This is a genomic window from Hyphomonas sp. (assembly GCF_013823385.1).
Taxonomy (GTDB): domain Bacteria; phylum Pseudomonadota; class Alphaproteobacteria; order Caulobacterales; family Hyphomonadaceae; genus Hyphomonas.
In genome coordinates, this window is the sequence record NZ_PNMA01000026.1 from 13,112 (window position 1) to 28,716 (window position 15,605).

18 protein-coding genes and 1 riboswitch are annotated in these 15,605 nt (G+C 63.1%); of the genes, 8 read left to right on the plus strand and 10 right to left on the minus strand.

Annotated features, from left to right (window positions below; all coding sequences use genetic code 11):
- Window positions 1-66: 66 nt before the first annotated feature.
- Window positions 67-1,878 (plus strand): FAD-dependent 5-carboxymethylaminomethyl-2-thiouridine(34) oxidoreductase MnmC, encoded by a 1,812-nt coding sequence (gene mnmC / locus C0456_RS14365; protein WP_291053484.1) that lies wholly within the window; start codon window positions 67-69, stop codon window positions 1,876-1,878.
- A 3-nt stretch (window positions 1,879-1,881) separates the two neighbouring features.
- Here mnmC and C0456_RS14370 read toward each other — a convergent pair whose 3' ends face one another.
- From C0456_RS14370 to C0456_RS14390, 5 genes are all read right to left on the minus strand, one after another.
- A complete protein-coding gene (locus C0456_RS14370) occupies window positions 1,882-2,067 on the minus strand; it encodes a hypothetical protein (RefSeq protein ID WP_035600407.1) in 186 nt (61 codons plus the stop codon).
- Between the two features lie 47 nt (window positions 2,068-2,114).
- Window positions 2,115-2,531, minus strand: coding sequence for an envelope stress response membrane protein PspC (gene pspC / locus C0456_RS14375; protein ID WP_291053486.1), 417 nt, complete (start codon window positions 2,529-2,531; stop codon window positions 2,115-2,117).
- Window positions 2,532-2,542: 11 nt separating this feature from the next.
- Entirely contained in the window at window positions 2,543-2,800 is a 258-nt protein-coding gene (pspB, locus tag C0456_RS14380) for an envelope stress response membrane protein PspB (RefSeq protein WP_291053489.1), read from the minus strand.
- Window positions 2,801-2,913: 113 nt separating this feature from the next.
- Window positions 2,914-3,594 (minus strand): phage shock protein PspA, encoded by a 681-nt coding sequence (gene pspA, locus C0456_RS14385; RefSeq protein WP_291053491.1) that lies wholly within the window; start codon window positions 3,592-3,594, stop codon window positions 2,914-2,916.
- Between the two features lie 25 nt (window positions 3,595-3,619).
- Entirely contained in the window at window positions 3,620-3,751 is a 132-nt protein-coding gene (locus C0456_RS14390) for a hypothetical protein (RefSeq protein ID WP_255417544.1), read from the minus strand.
- Window positions 3,752-3,962: 211 nt separating this feature from the next.
- Here C0456_RS14390 and pspF point away from each other — a divergent pair, with 211 nt between their 5' ends.
- From pspF to C0456_RS14405, 3 genes are all read left to right on the plus strand, one after another.
- Window positions 3,963-5,057 carry a phage shock protein operon transcriptional activator gene (gene pspF, locus C0456_RS14395; RefSeq protein WP_291053493.1) on the plus strand — a complete coding sequence of 365 codons (1,095 nt, stop codon included), beginning with the start codon at window positions 3,963-3,965 and terminating at the stop codon, window positions 5,055-5,057.
- A 166-nt stretch (window positions 5,058-5,223) separates the two neighbouring features.
- A complete protein-coding gene (gene raiA, locus C0456_RS14400; protein WP_291053495.1) occupies window positions 5,224-5,820 on the plus strand; it encodes a ribosome-associated translation inhibitor RaiA in 597 nt (198 codons plus the stop codon).
- Window positions 5,821-5,846: 26 nt separating this feature from the next.
- Window positions 5,847-6,314, plus strand: a complete 468-nt coding sequence (locus C0456_RS14405) for a PTS sugar transporter subunit IIA (RefSeq protein ID WP_291053497.1) — start codon at window positions 5,847-5,849, stop codon at window positions 6,312-6,314.
- Between the two features lie 88 nt (window positions 6,315-6,402).
- Here C0456_RS14405 and C0456_RS14410 read toward each other — a convergent pair whose 3' ends face one another.
- From C0456_RS14410 to C0456_RS14425, 4 genes are all read right to left on the minus strand, one after another.
- Window positions 6,403-8,580 (minus strand): M3 family metallopeptidase, encoded by a 2,178-nt coding sequence (locus C0456_RS14410; protein WP_291053500.1) that lies wholly within the window; start codon window positions 8,578-8,580, stop codon window positions 6,403-6,405.
- 128 nt (window positions 8,581-8,708) lie between these two features.
- Window positions 8,709-9,647 (minus strand): nitronate monooxygenase, encoded by a 939-nt coding sequence (locus tag C0456_RS14415; protein ID WP_291053503.1) that lies wholly within the window; start codon window positions 9,645-9,647, stop codon window positions 8,709-8,711.
- An 81-nt stretch (window positions 9,648-9,728) separates the two neighbouring features.
- Window positions 9,729-10,076: a DUF3088 family protein gene (locus C0456_RS14420; protein ID WP_291053506.1), complete on the minus strand. Its 348-nt coding sequence runs from the start codon at window positions 10,074-10,076 to the stop codon at window positions 9,729-9,731.
- A 15-nt stretch (window positions 10,077-10,091) separates the two neighbouring features.
- A complete protein-coding gene (locus C0456_RS14425) occupies window positions 10,092-10,742 on the minus strand; it encodes an exopolysaccharide biosynthesis protein (protein ID WP_291053509.1) in 651 nt (216 codons plus the stop codon).
- 141 nt (window positions 10,743-10,883) lie between these two features.
- On the opposite strand from C0456_RS14425, the gene C0456_RS14430 reads away from it, so the two are divergent.
- A complete protein-coding gene (locus C0456_RS14430; protein WP_291053512.1) occupies window positions 10,884-11,696 on the plus strand; it encodes an enoyl-CoA hydratase/isomerase family protein in 813 nt (270 codons plus the stop codon).
- Here C0456_RS14430 and C0456_RS14435 read toward each other — a convergent pair.
- A complete protein-coding gene (locus tag C0456_RS14435) occupies window positions 11,659-12,348 on the minus strand; it encodes a hypothetical protein (protein ID WP_291053515.1) in 690 nt (229 codons plus the stop codon). The two genes, C0456_RS14430 and C0456_RS14435, sit on opposite strands and share 38 nt — an antisense overlap.
- A gap of 106 nt (window positions 12,349-12,454) precedes the next feature.
- Window positions 12,455-12,532: riboswitch (SAM riboswitch) on the plus strand.
- An 81-nt stretch (window positions 12,533-12,613) separates the two neighbouring features.
- Between C0456_RS14435 and metA the strand changes: the two genes are divergently transcribed.
- Genes metA through C0456_RS14450 form a run of 3 tightly spaced genes read left to right on the plus strand, consistent with a single transcriptional unit; the run spans window position 12,614 to window position 15,593 of the window.
- Window positions 12,614-13,531: a homoserine O-succinyltransferase gene (gene metA, locus C0456_RS14440; protein WP_291053518.1), complete on the plus strand. Its 918-nt coding sequence runs from the start codon at window positions 12,614-12,616 to the stop codon at window positions 13,529-13,531.
- 14 nt (window positions 13,532-13,545) lie between these two features.
- Entirely contained in the window at window positions 13,546-14,706 is a 1,161-nt protein-coding gene (locus C0456_RS14445) for an acyl-CoA dehydrogenase family protein (protein WP_291053521.1), read from the plus strand.
- Window positions 14,706-15,593, plus strand: a complete 888-nt coding sequence (locus C0456_RS14450) for a lysophospholipid acyltransferase family protein (protein ID WP_291053524.1) — start codon at window positions 14,706-14,708, stop codon at window positions 15,591-15,593. The genes C0456_RS14445 and C0456_RS14450 overlap by 1 nt, the downstream gene beginning before the upstream one ends.
- Window positions 15,594-15,605 lie beyond the last annotated feature (12 nt).

Genomic DNA, 15,605 nt, shown 5'->3' on the forward strand with positions numbered 1-15,605 from the left:
GGCGCGGCAAAAGCGCAATGCCTGGCCCCGTTCCCATTTCCGGCCGGGCGGGCTAGGGCAGGGGCCATGACGCGGCTGCTGACCCATCCGGAGATCGAATGGCGGGAGGACGGAACTCCCGTCGCGACCGCATTCGGCGACGTGTATTTCTCGGTGGAGGACGGCCTTGCCGAGACGCGGGCAGTGTTCCTGAAGGGCTGCAGCCTGCCGGACGCCTGGGCCGGGCGGCGACAATTCACCGTGGCCGAAACCGGCTTTGGCACCGGCCTCAATTTCCTCGCCCTCTGGCAGCTCTGGCGGCAGCATCGGCCCCATCCGCAGGCGCGGCTCAGCTTTGTCAGCTTCGAGGCTTTTCCGCTGAAAGCGGAAGACGCGGCGCGGGCGTTTGAAACATGGCCGGAACTTCGCCCGCTGGCAGATCAGCTGCTGGCGCGCTGGCCGGGGCCGGTGAAGGGCGCGCGGCATCTCATTTTCGAGGAAGACGGGGTCGATCTCATCCTGCATCTGGGCGAGATCGCGCAGACGCTGCCCGCCAGCCGTTTCCTGGCCGATGCCTGGTTCCTGGACGGGTTCAGCCCCGCGAAGAATTCCGGGATGTGGGCGGAAGAGATTTTCCCTCTGATCGCGGCGCGTTCTGCGCCCGGCGCGCGGGCTGCGACGTTTACCGTCGCCGGCTACGTGCGCCGCGGGCTCTCGGCAGCCGGGTTTGAGGTGCGCAAGGCCGAGGGCCATGGCCGCAAGCGCCAGCGGCTGGAAGCGTTCTTTCCAGGCGAGGCGGCCGCGCTTTCGCCGCCCCGGCGGGTGGCGGTGCTGGGGGCGGGGATTGCGGGCGCGTGCGTTGCTCACCGGCTGGCGCTGGCGGGCGTCGAGGCTGTTGTGTTTGATCCGTCCCCGGAGCCAGCCTCCGGCGCAAGTGGCAATCGGCTGGGCTTGATGATGCCGCGCCTGGATGCGGGGGAGACCGCCGAAGCGCGCCTGCTGATCGATGCCTATCTCGCTGCGCGGGAGTTCTATCGCGGCCGCTGCGGCGCCGAGCTGACCGATGTGCGCCAGCCGCCACGAAACGAGACCGAGGTGAAGCGGTTTGAGAAGCTGCTGGCCGATCCGCCCTTTCCTCTGGAAGACCTGGAGGCAATTGCCGGCGGCGGCCTGCTGCACAAGCGCGCGATGATCCTCCGTCCAAGGCAGATTGTCTCTTCTCTGCTGGAGGGGATTGAGCTGCGCCTGGGCGGCGTGCCCGAGGTGGACCTTGCCGCGCGCCGCGTGAATGGCGAGGCGTTTGACGCCGTCGTGCTCGCCAGCGGCATGGCGCTGCGCACGCTGATGCCGGCGCTGGAACTTACGGGCCGGCAGGGGCAGGTGGAGCATCTGACGGGCGCTGTAAACGCTCCGCCTTCGGCCATTGCTTCGGGCACATATTGTATTGCGCTCGGGCAAGAGCGTCTCTGGGGCGCGACTTTCGAGCCGGCCGGAGACGGCGACAGCGCGGCCATCAGCGAGGCCGCGCGGGCGGAGAATCTGGAGGGGCTGACTGCGCTCTGGCCCTGGTGGGTGCATGAGGCGCAGAAGGGGGGAGCAGTATCGCGCGCTTCGGTAAGGGCCACCACGCCAGACCGGCTGCCCCTGATCGGCGAAGCGCCCGATGCCGAAGCGATGTCTGCGGCCTGGGATGGGAGGACGGCGCCGGAGGAGTCGCCGGTCTTGCCGGGCGTATATGTGACTGGTGGATTTGGCAGCCGGGGCTTTACCTGGGCGCCCTGGGCGGCAGGCATTGTGGTTTCGGCGCTCTGCGGAAGTCCGGCGCCGGCGGATATGCCATCCCTCAGGGCCGTGAGCCCGTCGCGGCAGATCCTCCGGCGTCTGAGGAAGGCGCGCTGAGCCTCAGGGCGCCTGAACGAAGAAGACCCGGACGCCGCCATTTTCGTGGCGTTCAAGGTTCACCGAGAGGCCTGCCACTTCCAGTGACATGTTGCCTGCGATGGAGCTGAGGATGACGGTGGCCGCCAGGATTGCGACGGCCAGTCCGCCGAGTAGCCAGTTGTTATGCACGAGATGCCCCTGTTTCATTGATCCGGTCCTTGGGCGGAGTAGGTGTGGGTGGGCGGTTTGCCCGGTCAGTTGCCTTTTTCGAGGTCCCGGAATTCCTGGCGCAGACGCCATTCATCCGAGGTTACAGCGCGTTCGAGATTCTTCAGGCGCTCGTCGAGATCCATGAAGGTGTACTTGATGGTGCCGAAGGTCGCGCGCGGACGGTCCTGAACGCCGCGCCAGAAAGCGTCTTCATCCGGGCTCATCGAGCCGTATCCGATTGGCGCGCGGGGCGTGATCATCCAGATAACGATGTAGGTGATGATGGCGACCGGGCCGAGGCCGAAAAGCGTCAGCAGGACGAACAGCACACGGACGAGGATGGGTTCCCAGCCAAAGCGTTCGGCGATGCCGCCGCAGACGCCGGAAATGACCTTGTCCTGACGGGAGCGGTAGAAGCGTTTCGGGTTTGGGGAGTGGTAGGGGTCGTAGGGGTGGGACATTTCCTGTCTCCTTATTCGTCAAAGTTGGTGCGGCGGGGGCGCGGAGGCGGGCGAGGGCTTTCTGCGTTGCGGGCTTCGAGCAGGGATTCGAGGGTTTCGATGCGGCGCTCCATTGCCTTGGCGGAGCGCCAGAGATCCTCGAGCATGCGCTCATCGTCCGGCTGCAGGGTCTTCTGGCGCCGCCAGAGCGTGATGTAGTGAAACACCATGCCCGGCAGCACCACAAAGACGGCGATGATGGCAAACAGAGGGATGAGGGCCTCGCTCATGATTACTCATTGCCCCCGGCGGCGGCGCGTTCCTCACGCGCCTGGGCGATCAGACCCGGCGTGCAGATGACAGCCAGGAAGCCAAAGAGGCAGACCAGCGAAAAGACCATTGATCAGCCCTCCGACTTCTTCACGGGCGCCTTGCCTTTCCGGGCCTTCAGCGCGGCGAGTTCCTTCTCGATGGACTCGTTCTGCTCAAGCTCGGCAAACTCCTGCTCCAGGCTCGGTTCACGTCCACGAATGGTATCGGCATAGGCCTCCATCTCGTCGACTTTGCGTTCCAGCTGGTTGTAGCGCAGGATCGCCTCATCGGCGCGGCCATCATACATCTGGCTGCGCATGCGGATGCGCTGTTCAGCTGCTTCGCGGCGCATGACGAGCGCGCGGTGCTTGGCCTTGGCTTCGTCGAGCTTGGCCGAGAGCTTCGTCAGGTCTTCCTGGCGGCGCTCGAAGGCTTCCTCGGCGATCTTCATCGCATGATGACGGCGCTCGACTTCGGTTTCGCATTTCTGCTTGGCGATCAGCGCGCCGCGGGCGAGGTCTTCGCGGCCCTTGTCGATGGCGAGTTCGGCCTTGGCCGACCAGTCATCCCGGGTGGCCGTGAAGTGGGCGATTTCGCGCTCCATTTCTTTCTTGTCGGCCATTGCGCGGGCAGCGGCGGTGCGCACTTCGACCAGCGTGTCTTCCATTTCCTGGATGATCAGGCGGGCGATTTTTTCGGGATTTTCGGCGCCATCCAGCATCGCATTGAGGTTGGAGTTGATGATGTCGCCGAGACGGGAGAAGAGACCCATGGGAATTTCCTTTCGTAGCTGGAGATCAGAAGAAGAGGCCGCCGAGCAGCACGCCTGCGGCAAAGAACATCCACGTCTCCGCCCGGCGCGAGGCGAGCCAGCGGCCAAAGCGGCCGGCATCGGTGCGCGGTGTGTAGGGATCGTCCTGGTAGCTCATTTCTGTGTCGTCCTTGGTTTTCAGTGGTTGGCAACGCCCGTCGCCCTGATGCCACTCCCATTTCAAGAGCCGTGCCAGTTTGGGATTAATTTCATAATACGTTGATTTATATAGAGAAAAAACTTTTTGGCGCTTAGGCGTTAATGAAGGAAAGGCTTGTTTTGCTAAAAACATGGTAGAAATGGCCAGTCTAATTGGCTATTTTGACCAAATGGAGCAGCGGACAACTCACCTCATTGGCGAATCTGCCGCCTGGCTCAGCGCGCTGGAGCAGGCGAGCCGGTTGGCGCCGCTGGACCGGCCCGTGCTGGTGATCGGTGAACGCGGGACCGGCAAGGAGCTGGTGGGCGAGCGGCTGCACTTCCTGTCAAAGCGCTGGGAAGGCCCGTTCGTGAAGGTCAATTGCGCGGCGCTGTCGGAAACCCTTCTGGATTCAGAGCTTTTTGGCCATGAGCGCGGCGCGTTTACCGGCGCGACAGACATGCGGCGCGGCCGGTTCGAGATGGCGGACGGCGGCACGATCTTCCTCGACGAGATCGCCACAGCCTCGCAGCAGGTACAGGAAAAGCTGCTGCGGATCGTGGAATATGGGGAATTTCAAAGGGTTGGCGGCTCCAAGGTGCTCTCCACCAATGTCCGGATCGTGGCGGCGACGAATGGGGATCTACCGGCGCTGGCAGAGGCGGGAAAGTTCCGCTGGGACCTGCTCGACCGGCTGTCATTCGATGTGGTGACCCTGCCGCCCTTGCGGGCGCGCCATGGCGACAAGACCCTGCTGGCGCAATTCTTTGCGCGGCGGATGGCGGTTGAAATGGCTCAGGATTTTCCGGGATTTGCGCCGTCTGCGCTCGAGGCGATCGAGGCCTGGCACTGGCCGGGCAACATAAGGGAGCTGCGCAATTTCGCCGAGCGCCTGACCCATCGCGCGCTGCTGTCGGCCCCGCAGGAACAGGTGCGGTTCGAGCCTGCTGCGCTCGATCCCTTTGCCTCTCCCTGGCGGCCGACAGAGGCCTCAAAAAACTCCAACCATTCCTCCAATGAGGGGCCAAAAAACTCCAACGGCGTTGGCGTTTTCATGGGCGCTTCCAGCCCCGCCGGCTCCGGAGAGCTTCAGCCTGCCGAGCGGCCCTCAATGCCCGCGCGCGGCTTTGAGGATGCCGTCCGCCTCTTCGAGATGCAGCTGATCGATGGCGCGCTGGCAGATGCCGGCGGGCATCAGGGCAGGGCGGCCGAGGCGCTTGGCCTCACCTATCACCAGCTGCGCGGTCTGCTCAAAAAACATGGCTATGCCCGGCGCGCCGAATGATCCGGGATCGCCCGCTCAGGACAATTGCGTAGAGCCGCGCGCGGCTAACACATTAGATTTCAGACAGATGTGGCGGTGCATTACGGAAGTGAGTCGCCACTGGCAGCTTCCTGGGGCATACTTATCTCAAGGATAGCTCTTATGGTCACAAGCAAAGGAGACGCCCATGCAAATTCAGATCACCGGTCGACACATGGAGCTGGGTGAGGCGCTGCGAGGGCGGATCGAGGAGGGGCTTGAAGCGGCGGTCTCCAAATATTTCAGCCGCACCGGCGACGCCAATGTCTTCGTGTCCCAGCAGGGCCCGTTCGTGGAAGTGGACTGCAATGTTCACCTGCCGTCAGGCATCATCCTGCAATCGACCGGCAAGGCCAACGACCCCTATGCGGCGCTGGAAGTCAGTCTCGACAAGATGGAAAAACGGGTGCGCCGCTACAAGCGCCGCCTGAAGGACCACCACACCAATGGCCAGCCCGCCCTGCCGGCGGAAATGGCGCCGGAAATCCTGTTCCAGGCCGCTGATGACGACACCGAAGATTCTGTGGATACGGGAGTCGAGGTCGGCGAGGCACCCCTTACGGTTGCAGAAACCAAGGTTCAGATCCGCACGATGACCGTTTCTGAGGCAGTCATGCAGCTGGAATTGCAGGATGTCCCGGCGCTGATGTTCAGAAATGCTAGCCATGACGGCCTTAATATGGTCTACCGCCGCCCCGATGGGCACATTGGTTGGGTTGACCCCGCCAACACCCCCCGGAATTAACGCGACGCGCCACGGAAAGTTGTTTGATGGCCACCGATCTGAGTGCTCTGCTGCAAGGTGGGGTGATCATCCCCTTTCATGAGGCGACGAGCCGGAAGCAGGCAATACACGTCCTGTGCGAAGCCCTGAGCGATGCGACGGGCATCGGCGCCCGCGCCATCGAAGATGCCGTGATGGAGCGGGAACGCCTCGGATCGACCGGTGTGGGGGAAGGCGTCGCCATCCCGCATGCCCGCCTGCCGGGGCTTTCCGCGCCGGTCGGCGGCTTCCTCCGGCTCGCCCATGGGGTCGATTTCGAAGCGATTGATGACCGCCCGTGCGATCTGATCTTCATGCTGCTGGCGCCCGATGGGGCAGGGGCAGATCATCTGCGCGCCCTGGCCCAGGTCAGCCGGTTTTTCCGTCAGGTGGCCGTACGCGACGGCCTGCGCAAGGCCCGCAATGAAGACGAGATCAAGGCCCTGATCTGCAAGGATCCCGTCGCCGGCCACTGACCGGTTCGGGCCTGACCTGAACAATCCGGATACAGAAAACCCCGCCTCTATGAGGCGGGGTTTTTGTTTGGGCGCAGAGGGCCGGTAATCAGCCTTCGGCAGGGGAGGGCTCACCGAAGCCGCGATTGCGCAGCAGCGGCTCGATGCCCGGATCAGAACCGCGGAAGTTTCGGTAAAGCTCATCGGTTTCACGCAGGCCGCCGGATTCGAAGATCCACTGTTTCAGCTTCGCGGCGATCTCCGGATTGAAGATGTCGCCGGACTGTTTGAACGCGTCAAAACCGTCCGCATCCAGAATTTCAGCCCACAGGTAGGAGTAGTAACCGGCAGCGTAGCCGCCCGCGAAGATGTGGGAGAAATAGGTCGAGCGGTAACGCGGCTCGATGATTTCCGGGATGTTGTACTTGCGAAGCACTTCCAGTTCGAAGTCACGTGCGCTGGTGATCTTCGCGGCTTCTTCCGAGGACAGCATGTGCCAGTGAAGGTCGATCAGCGAGGCGGCGATGAACTCGGTCGTCTTGAAGCCCTGATTGAAGGTCGCGGCATTGTTCATCTTGTCGACGAGATCCATCGGGATGACCTGGCCGGTCTTGTGGTGGCGCGCATACATCGCCAGGACCTGCGGCTCGCTCCACCAGTGTTCCATCACCTGGGAGGGGAACTCGACATAGTCAGGCCCGCCATAGACACCCGAGAAGCTCGGATAGCGGATCTGCGTCAGCAGGCCGTGCAGGCCATGGCCGAATTCGTGGAAGAGGGTTTCCACTTCGGTGGGCGAGAGCAGGGTGGGCTGTCCGGCGGCCGGGGTCACCAGGTTCATGTTATTTGTGATGATCGGGCGGATACGGTCGCCGTCCATGTCCGAGGCAGTCCGGTAGGAGCTCATCCAGGCGCCGCCGCGCTTGGACGAACGGGCATACATGTCGACCATGAAGAGGCCGAGATGTTCGCCGGTGGCGGCATCCTTCACCTCATAGCTGCGGGCGACCGGATTCCAGCCGGGAACGTCCACCTGCTCAATGGAGATATTGAAGAGGCGCGAGGCGACTTCAAAGGCGCCGTCGAAGGTGGCGTCCAGCTGGAAGTAGGGGCGCAGCTGGTTTTCGTCGAAGGCGTATTTGTCCTGGCGGACCTTCTCCGAATAGAACCACCAGTCATGGCCGAGGATTTCATGGCCGGCGATCTGTTCCATGTCAGCCTGTTCCTCGGCGGCGCGCTTGAGGCCGGGTTCGAGAACCTTCTGCAGGAATTCCAGCGCGGCTTCCGGCGTGTGCGCCATCCGCTGCTCGAGGACATAATGCGCGTGGCTCTTATAGCCCATCAGCTCGGCGCGCTTGGCGCGAAGCTGGGCGAGCTTGATGGCCAGCGGGCCGTTGTCATAGTCGCCGGAGGAGGCCACGGTGCGGTAGCCGTCAAACAGTTGCTGGCGCAGTTCGCGGTCTTCGGCGCTCGACATGAAGCCTTCGAAGAAGGAACGGCTGAGGCCGACGGCCCATTTGTCTTCGCCTTCCACCTTCACGGCGTTCTTGAAATCATCCGTCAGGCCGCCGAGGCGGGCCGGGTCGGTGATTTCCAGCTTGAAGGCGTTGGTGGCGTTCAGCAGGTTCTGGCCATAGGTGGTCGTCAGGCCGGAGATTTCGGCGTTGAGCTTGGCGATTTCGGCTTGGGTAGCCGCGGGAAGGTTCGCGCCGGCGCGGACGAAGTTGCGATTGGTCAGCTCCAGCAGGCGGGCTTCCTGCTCGTCGAGGCCGAGGCGGTCGCGCTGGTCATAGACCGCCTTCACGCGGGCGAAGAGTTTCGGATTGAAGGTGACGGCATCCTGCTCGCGGGTGAGCATTGGATAGATTTCGCCTTCGAGGGCGTTGAGCGCGTCATTGGTGTCGGTGTTGGTGATGTTGCCGAAGACGCGGATCACCTTGTCGAGCGACTGGCCGGATCTTTCCAGCGCCAGGATGGTGTTTTCGAAGGTCGGTTCGTCGGGATTGCTGACGATGGCGTCGATCTCGGCGCGCATCTCGACGATGCCCTTCTTGACCGCCGGCATGTAATGCTCGTCCTTGATCTCGGCGAAGGGCGGCACGCCAAAGGGACCGGTCCACTCGGCGCGGAAGGGGTTACCTTCCAGCTCGGCATCGCTGATCTCGATCTCGGGCAGCTCGATCTGGCTGGTGATCTCGGCTTCGGGTTTGGCCGCTTCAGGCGCGCCGCAGGCGGCGGTGGCAGCAAGAACAAGAGCAGCAGCGCCGCCCTTAAGAGCATCGGTCATTTTCATCATGCTTCCTCTGGCAATGAAGATTGCATGCGGTTTAGCCGCCGGGGGCGCAGATTTCCAGCCAAACGGTCAGAAAGGGGCGATTTGTCCCCGATTCTGGCCCGGCCAGCGTAAGTTTCGGTTCAGCGGGGGAGGCCCGCGATGATGCGGTGGTATTCTTCCAGGGTTTCCTCGAAGATCTGGGCAACGGGCTTCACGTCCTTGATGCGGCCTGCCACCTGGCCGGTGAGCGCAATGCCGGCTTCAAGGTCGCCGCCGAAATAGACGTCCTGCGTCTTTGCAAACTCGCCAAAGATGTTGGGGCTGCCTTCGGTCTCAAGGCGCGTGGTGCGCTGCGTGCGCAGGGCGCGCAGAGCGGGGCCGGGTCCCTGGCGGTTGAGGAAGACGGTATCGGTGGCGTCGGCCTTCACGATCGCGTCTTTCCAGTTGGGATGGACCGGGCTTTCGGCGCTGGAGAGGATGCGCGTGCCCATCAGCACGCCTTCGGCGCCGAGGGCAAAGGCGGCGGCCATGCTGCGCCCGTCGGTAATGCCGCCGGCGGCGACGACCGGCACGTCCACCGCCTCGCAGACCTGCGGGATCAGCACCATTGAGGCGACGTCTTTCGGGTTCTTGAAGCCGCCGCCTTCGCCGCCCTCCACGATCAGCCCGTCCACGCCCGCCTCAATGGCGCGCATCGCCCCGGCGAGGGAGGGGACGACATGGAAGACGGTGAGCCCGGCTTCCTTCAGGGTGGCGGTGTATTTCATCGGGTCACCGGCCGAGGTGGTGACGAATTTGACGCCCTGATCGATGATGAAGGGGATGATGTCCGGATCGCGGACGAAAGCCTGGGCGACGTTCACGCCGAAGGGCTTGCCGGTCAGCGTCTTCATCTTTCTGATCTCTTCGCGGATGGCATCGAGTTCGCCCGAAGAGGTTTCGATGATGCCCATGCCGCCGGCATTCGATACCGCAGAGGAGAGTTGAGAGCGCGCGATCCAGCCCATGGCGGCCTGGATGATCGGCTTCTCGATGCCGAGCATGTCGGTGATGCGGGTCTTGATGGGTTTGGCGGGCATGGGCGGGGTTCCTCCGGGGCGTTTCTGTTGGGATGCCGGAGATAGAGGCGCCTGACGCAGCGGGAGGCAAGGGGGCGGCGATCAGCCCCCGCGCGGCATCGGGGTGCCGTAGAGCCCTGCGAAATGCCGCGCGATCAGGCGGGCGGAGGGGAGGAAATCGTAACCGTTCGCTTGATTGTAGGTGACGTTTGCCGCGCGGGGAGAGTCTGCCGCCAGTACCAGCGTGGGCGCGTTATGCCTGCCCGGCCCCAGCAGGCTGACAATCGGCGTGCGCGGATGGTCGAGGCCGACATAGACCACATCCACGGTTTCCTTCAGCGCCGGATACCAGGCGAGGAGGCCCCAGATTTCCGCGCATTCCGGGCAGAACTCCCGCTGTCCATTGGCCGCGAAACCCGGCGGCAGGAGGAAAAGCGTATCACGGGACATGGGCAGAAACTCCTGTCAGCGGCTGAAGAAACCGAAAAGGCCCTGGCCTGCCTGCAGGGTGAGCCAGATCAGCACGCCGAAATAGACCAGGGTGGCAAGAATGAACAGGTAGCCGCCAATCACCACCAGCCCATCCCGCTGGGACATGCCGATGGACAGCAGCAGGATGGCGAAGGCCGGCAGGGTGTTGGTGAAGGGGACGAGGCCGAACGGCGCCATCATCAGCACGGCGGCAAAGATGATCGCCATGCCATTGAGGCGTGCGGGCAGGCCGGCGGCGGTGATGCCCCGCAGGCGCGGGCGCACCACGCGCTCAATCCGCGCGACAATTTTTATGCCTCGCGCCAGCGTGCCCTTTAGCTTCTCGGAATTGAACTCCTTGCGGGCGAGCCGCCGGGGAAGCCAGGGCATCCGGTTGGCGGTGATCCCGGCGGCGATCAGGATGATCGCCGGCCCGAACACCCCGCTCACCCCCGGAATGGAAACGGGCAGCAGGAAGGGAATGGCCAGCAGCGCGCAGAGGAAAAGAAGGCCCTGTTCGCCGATCAGGTCGAGCAGGTGTCGCAGGGTGATGGTGGGCGTGTCGATGGCCGCCAGCGTGCGTTCCAGGGTCACATGGAGCGGGTCATTTGTATCCTGGAAGTCCTGTAGTGCTGGCCGGCTCACGCGCGCTCCTGTCGTCTCGCCCCGGGAGATAGGGCCGCAATTGGGGGAAATAAGGGCCGCCGGGAGGGGAGCGCCAGGTTTTATGGCTTGCCGGGCGGAAGGCGGAAACTAGGGTGGCGGCAAAACAGTCCGGAGGAAGAGATGAGCGCAGCATACGATATCACGCAGGACAAATGGGAGCGTTTCTCCTTCGAGCGCAAGGGGCGTGTGCTGACGGCCTATATCACCTCCGATCACCCGGTAAACGGGGTGGACGAGCAGATGCATACAGAACTCGCCCTCGTCTTCAACTGCCTGCAGCGGGACAGCGAGAGCGATCTCATCATTCTTTCGGCCAGGGGGCGCGCCTTCTGCGCGGGCGGGGATTTTGACTGGTTCGAGGAACAGATCGCCCATCCCGAACGCTTCCGCGCCATTGGCTGGGATGCCAAGCAGATCGTGGTGACGCTGCTGCAGATGGAAAAGCCGATCATCTGCCGCATGAACGGCGCCGCCGCCGGCCTTGGCGCGACGATTGCGCTGCTCTGCGATGTGATCATTGCCGACGAGACCGCCAAGATTGGCGACCCGCATGTGAAGGTGGGGCTGGTGGCCGGGGATGGCGGCGCGCTGATCTGGCCGCAGCTGATCGGCTTTGCTAAGGCGAAGGAGCTTCTGATGACCGGTGACCTGCTGGACGCGAAAGAGGCGCAGCGCCTCGGCCTGATCAACTATGCTGTGCCCGCCGGTGAGCTGGACGCGAAGGTGGACGAGATCGCCGGCAAGATCCTCGCCAACCCCAAATGGGCCGTGCGCTGGACCAAGACGACAGCCAACATCCCCCTGCGCGCGCTGGCCGCCCAGCTGATGGACGCCAGCATCGGCTGGGAGAGCGTCTCCAATTATCTCGGCGACCGGAAAGAGGCGGTGGCGGCGTTCAAGGAACGCCGGGCTGCGAAGCTGACGGGGGAGTGAGGTTTGAGAGTTGGCCGGTTTCACGCACACGATCAAAATCAAGCAGGAGCGTTGACAGCCACCGCGCCGCAGTCATGAACATCCAGAACTGTAGTGCGACGAGAAGGCAATATGCTATGAACAATAGTATGTGAACGATCAATTTCTGAGGTTCTATATTCAAGACCAACATGGAGCTAAGTCCCCACGCGATCCCGATCCCCCGCAACTGATTGTTGGCAGGGCGGACAATTGAAAATTCTCCTGTGTCTACCCTGTGCTCGAGTGTTTCCCGGATTCTATCAAGGCGGTTCCACGGCGCGAAGAAGTTGACGATGGGCATTACGAAAGCAAAGAGGGTTATCGCCCAGCTTTGAAACGTCAGGCCGCCTTCAACTGATAGGAATTTCCTCACCCGGAAAACGCTTCGCAGGAACGTGATAGCCGAGGCAGCGTAGGATGCGATGAGCCCGCTCGCGACGATGCCGACGGATAGTTCCCAAACGTTCGAAAACTCCAGTTCATCCCTCCCATTTGCCGCAAGCTGAATGATGCGCCAGCAATAAAGGCCCAATATGGCGAGCCAAAATCCGAAGTGGATCAGACCACAGCGAACAAATGTGTTCGCCCGGTGACCAAAGCATCTATCAAATGAGCTCTCGTTTGGTTTCATGCTGTAGTCCCGCGTAATTCCTTTTCCAGCGTTTGCCGTTTGCCACATTACTGTGAATGTTAAATACCCATCCGATCCATTTGACGCCGCCCTCGTCCCGTACTAAATCCCCTTCCGTGGTGATTTGGCCGGCCGGCTTGCAGCCACGTTAAACAACTCGCTAAAGGGCCGAGATGCAGGGAAACCGGGGTTCCGGGCCTGCCTTTCCCCCTCGATTGCGGCGTTGATTATGGACCTGAAGCGGGCCGAAGAGGACGTTTGAGCCATGCCGATCCGGATTCCAGATACGCTGCCCGCGCGCGAGACCCTTCTGAAAGAGGGCGTGGCGGTGATGCGCGAGACCGATGCCATCCGGCAGGACATTCGCCCGCTGCAGATCGGCCTTCTCAACCTCATGCCCAACAAGATCCGCACCGAAACGCAGATCGCCCGCCTGATCGGCGCCTCGCCGCTGCAGGTGGAACTGACGCTGGTGCGCGTGGGCGGGCATACGCCGAAGAATACGTCGCAGGAACACCTGATCAGCTTCTACCAGACCTGGGAAGAAATCCGGGAGCGGAAGTTTGACGGCTTCATCGTGACCGGGGCGCCGGTGGAAACGCTGCCCTTTGAAGAGGTCAACTATTGGGATGAGCTGACCCAGATCTTCGACTGGACCGAGCGCCATGTGCATTCCCCGCTCTATATCTGCTGGGGCGCGATGGCGGCGGCGTATCATTTCCACGGCCTGCCGAAACACCAGCTGGAGGCCAAGGCCTTCGGCGTGTTCCGGCATCGCAATCTTGATCCGGCCTCGCCCTATCTTTCGGGCTTTTCGGATGATTTCTCCATTCCCGTTTCCCGCTGGACCGAGGTGCGCCGCAACGAGGTGCTGGAGCGGCCAGCCCTCCGCCTGCTGATCGATAGCGACGATACGGGCCCCTGCCTGCTGGAAGACCGCGCCCGGCGCAGCCTCTACATGTTCAATCACGTGGAATACGATTCCTTCTCGCTGAAGGAGGAGTTTGAGCGCGACCGGGAAGCGGGCAAGCAGATCCAGGTGCCGTATGGCTACTTCCCCGGCGATGATCCCACTCGCCAGCCACTCAACCGCTGGCGCAGCCATGCCCATCTCCTGTTTGGCAACTGGATCAACCAGACCTACCAGTCCACGCCGTTCCGTCTTGACGAAATCGGCGGTTAGCCCAGAAGTGCGGCATGACCTATTTTGCCGCCGAGCCTGAGCATGTGACCGAAATCCGCCGCCAGCTTTCCCGCTGGGTGGCCGAAAAGATGCCGCGCGAGAAGCGCCGGCAATGGGACCGGGAGGCGACCTGGGACCGTGGCCTCTTCCGCGAGATCGCCGAAATGGGCCTGATCGGCCTGACGATCCCGGAAGAATATGGCGGGCAGGGGGAGGATATCTACGCCGCGGCCGCAGTGATCGAGGAGCTCTGCCAGGGCGGGCCGACCATGGCCGGGCCCTATATCCATGCGGCCTTTTATGGCGGGCTCAATATTTCCGAGAACGGATCGAAGACGCAGAAGGAAGAGTTGCTGCCGAAGCTGGCGCGCGGGGAGATATTCCTTGCCTATGGGCTGTCCGAACCGAATGTGGGCGGGGACCTGCCGAGCGTTGAGACACGGGTGGAGCGCCAGGGAGACGAGATCGTCATCAGGGGCGCCAAGCGCTGGTGTACGGGCGCCGACTGGGCGGACTATATCTACTGCCTCTGCCGCTCGGGCGAGCCGGGCGCGCGGCATGGCAATCTCACTTTCGTCCTTGTGCCGACAAAGGCGAAGGGTGTGACCATGGCGCCGATCGAGCATGCCAACCTGCGCTACACCCATTCGATGGATGTGTTCCTGGATGATGTGCGCCTGCCGGAAAGCGCCATCGTTGGCGGGCCGGAGAAATGGAACCGGGGCTGGGACGCGCTGGCGGGCCGGGCGCTGGACGTGGAGAAGATCGAGATCACGGCGGTGGCTTTCGGACTTGCCCGTGCGGCGCTGGAAGAGGCCTGGCGCTATGCCGGGGAGCGGGAACAGTTCGGCAAGCGTATCGGCCAGCATCAGGCGATTGCCCACAAGCTGGTGGCCGCGCGCACCAAGCTCGCCGCCTGCCGGCATATGCTCTATCACGCCGCCTGGCTGGCGGGCACGGGTCAGCCCTGCTCGGCAGAGACAGCGATGGCCAAGCTTTATGTGGCCGATACGGGTGTGGAGATCGGTCTGGCCTGTCAGCAGGTGATCGGGGCTTATGGCCTGTCAGACGCCTATGACATCGAGCGCAATCTGCGCGATTTGTTGGGCATGCCGATCGTGGGCGGATCATCCGACATGCAGAAGAACAACCTTGCGCGCATGTGGCGGCTTTGATGGACACTGCCGCCGCGCCGGAACTTTCCTATGCGGCCTATTTCCACGACCCGCTGAAGCGGGCGCTGGTGCGCGCTGTGGAGCGGGCGACGGGGCAGCCGAAACTTGCCCGTCTCTATGACCGTTACCGTGCCGGAGAGTTGGGCGAGGTGGGTTTTTTCGAGGCGGCCATCCGCCTTCTGGAGCTGACGATATTGTTTGATGAGGCGCGCCTCGCCGCGATGCCGGCCGAAGGCCCGCTGGTGATTGTGGCGAACCATCCCTTCGGCGTGCTCGATGGGCTGGTGATCAGCTGGCTGGTGGGGCGGCGGCGGCAGGATTTCCGGGTGCTGACCAATTCCGTTCTGGACGCCGTGCCCGAGGCCAAGCCGTATCTCTTGCCAGTGGACTTTGGTGGAACGCGGGAGGCGGTGGCGGCCAATATCGCCATGCGGCGGGCGGCGCTGGCGCATGTGAAGGCCGGGGGCTGCGTGATCGTGTTCCCGGCGGGCGGGGTCTCCACCACGCCCGGCCCGTTTGATCCCCTCGCGGTGGATGATGACTGGAAGCCGTTTACGGCGAAACTCATCACCCATGGCCGCGCCGCCGTGACGCCGGTTTTCTTCGAGGGGCAGAATTCGCGCCTCTTCCAGATCGCCTCGCATCTGTCGCTGGAACTGCGCCTGGCGCTGGTTTTCCGGGAGGTGCGCCGGCGGATGGGCAAGACGCTGACGGTCGGGATTGGCGAAACCCTGAGCCCGGCGCTGCTTGAGGCTGCTGGAAAACGGCGCGATCTGATGGAGTTTCTGCGCGAGCGAACCTATGGGCTTGCGCCGGATGGCCGTGCTTTGCGATACCATGCGGCAACGGCGCGCTTCATGGCGAAGAAGCCGAAGGTGTTCCGCTGATCCGGGAGGGGT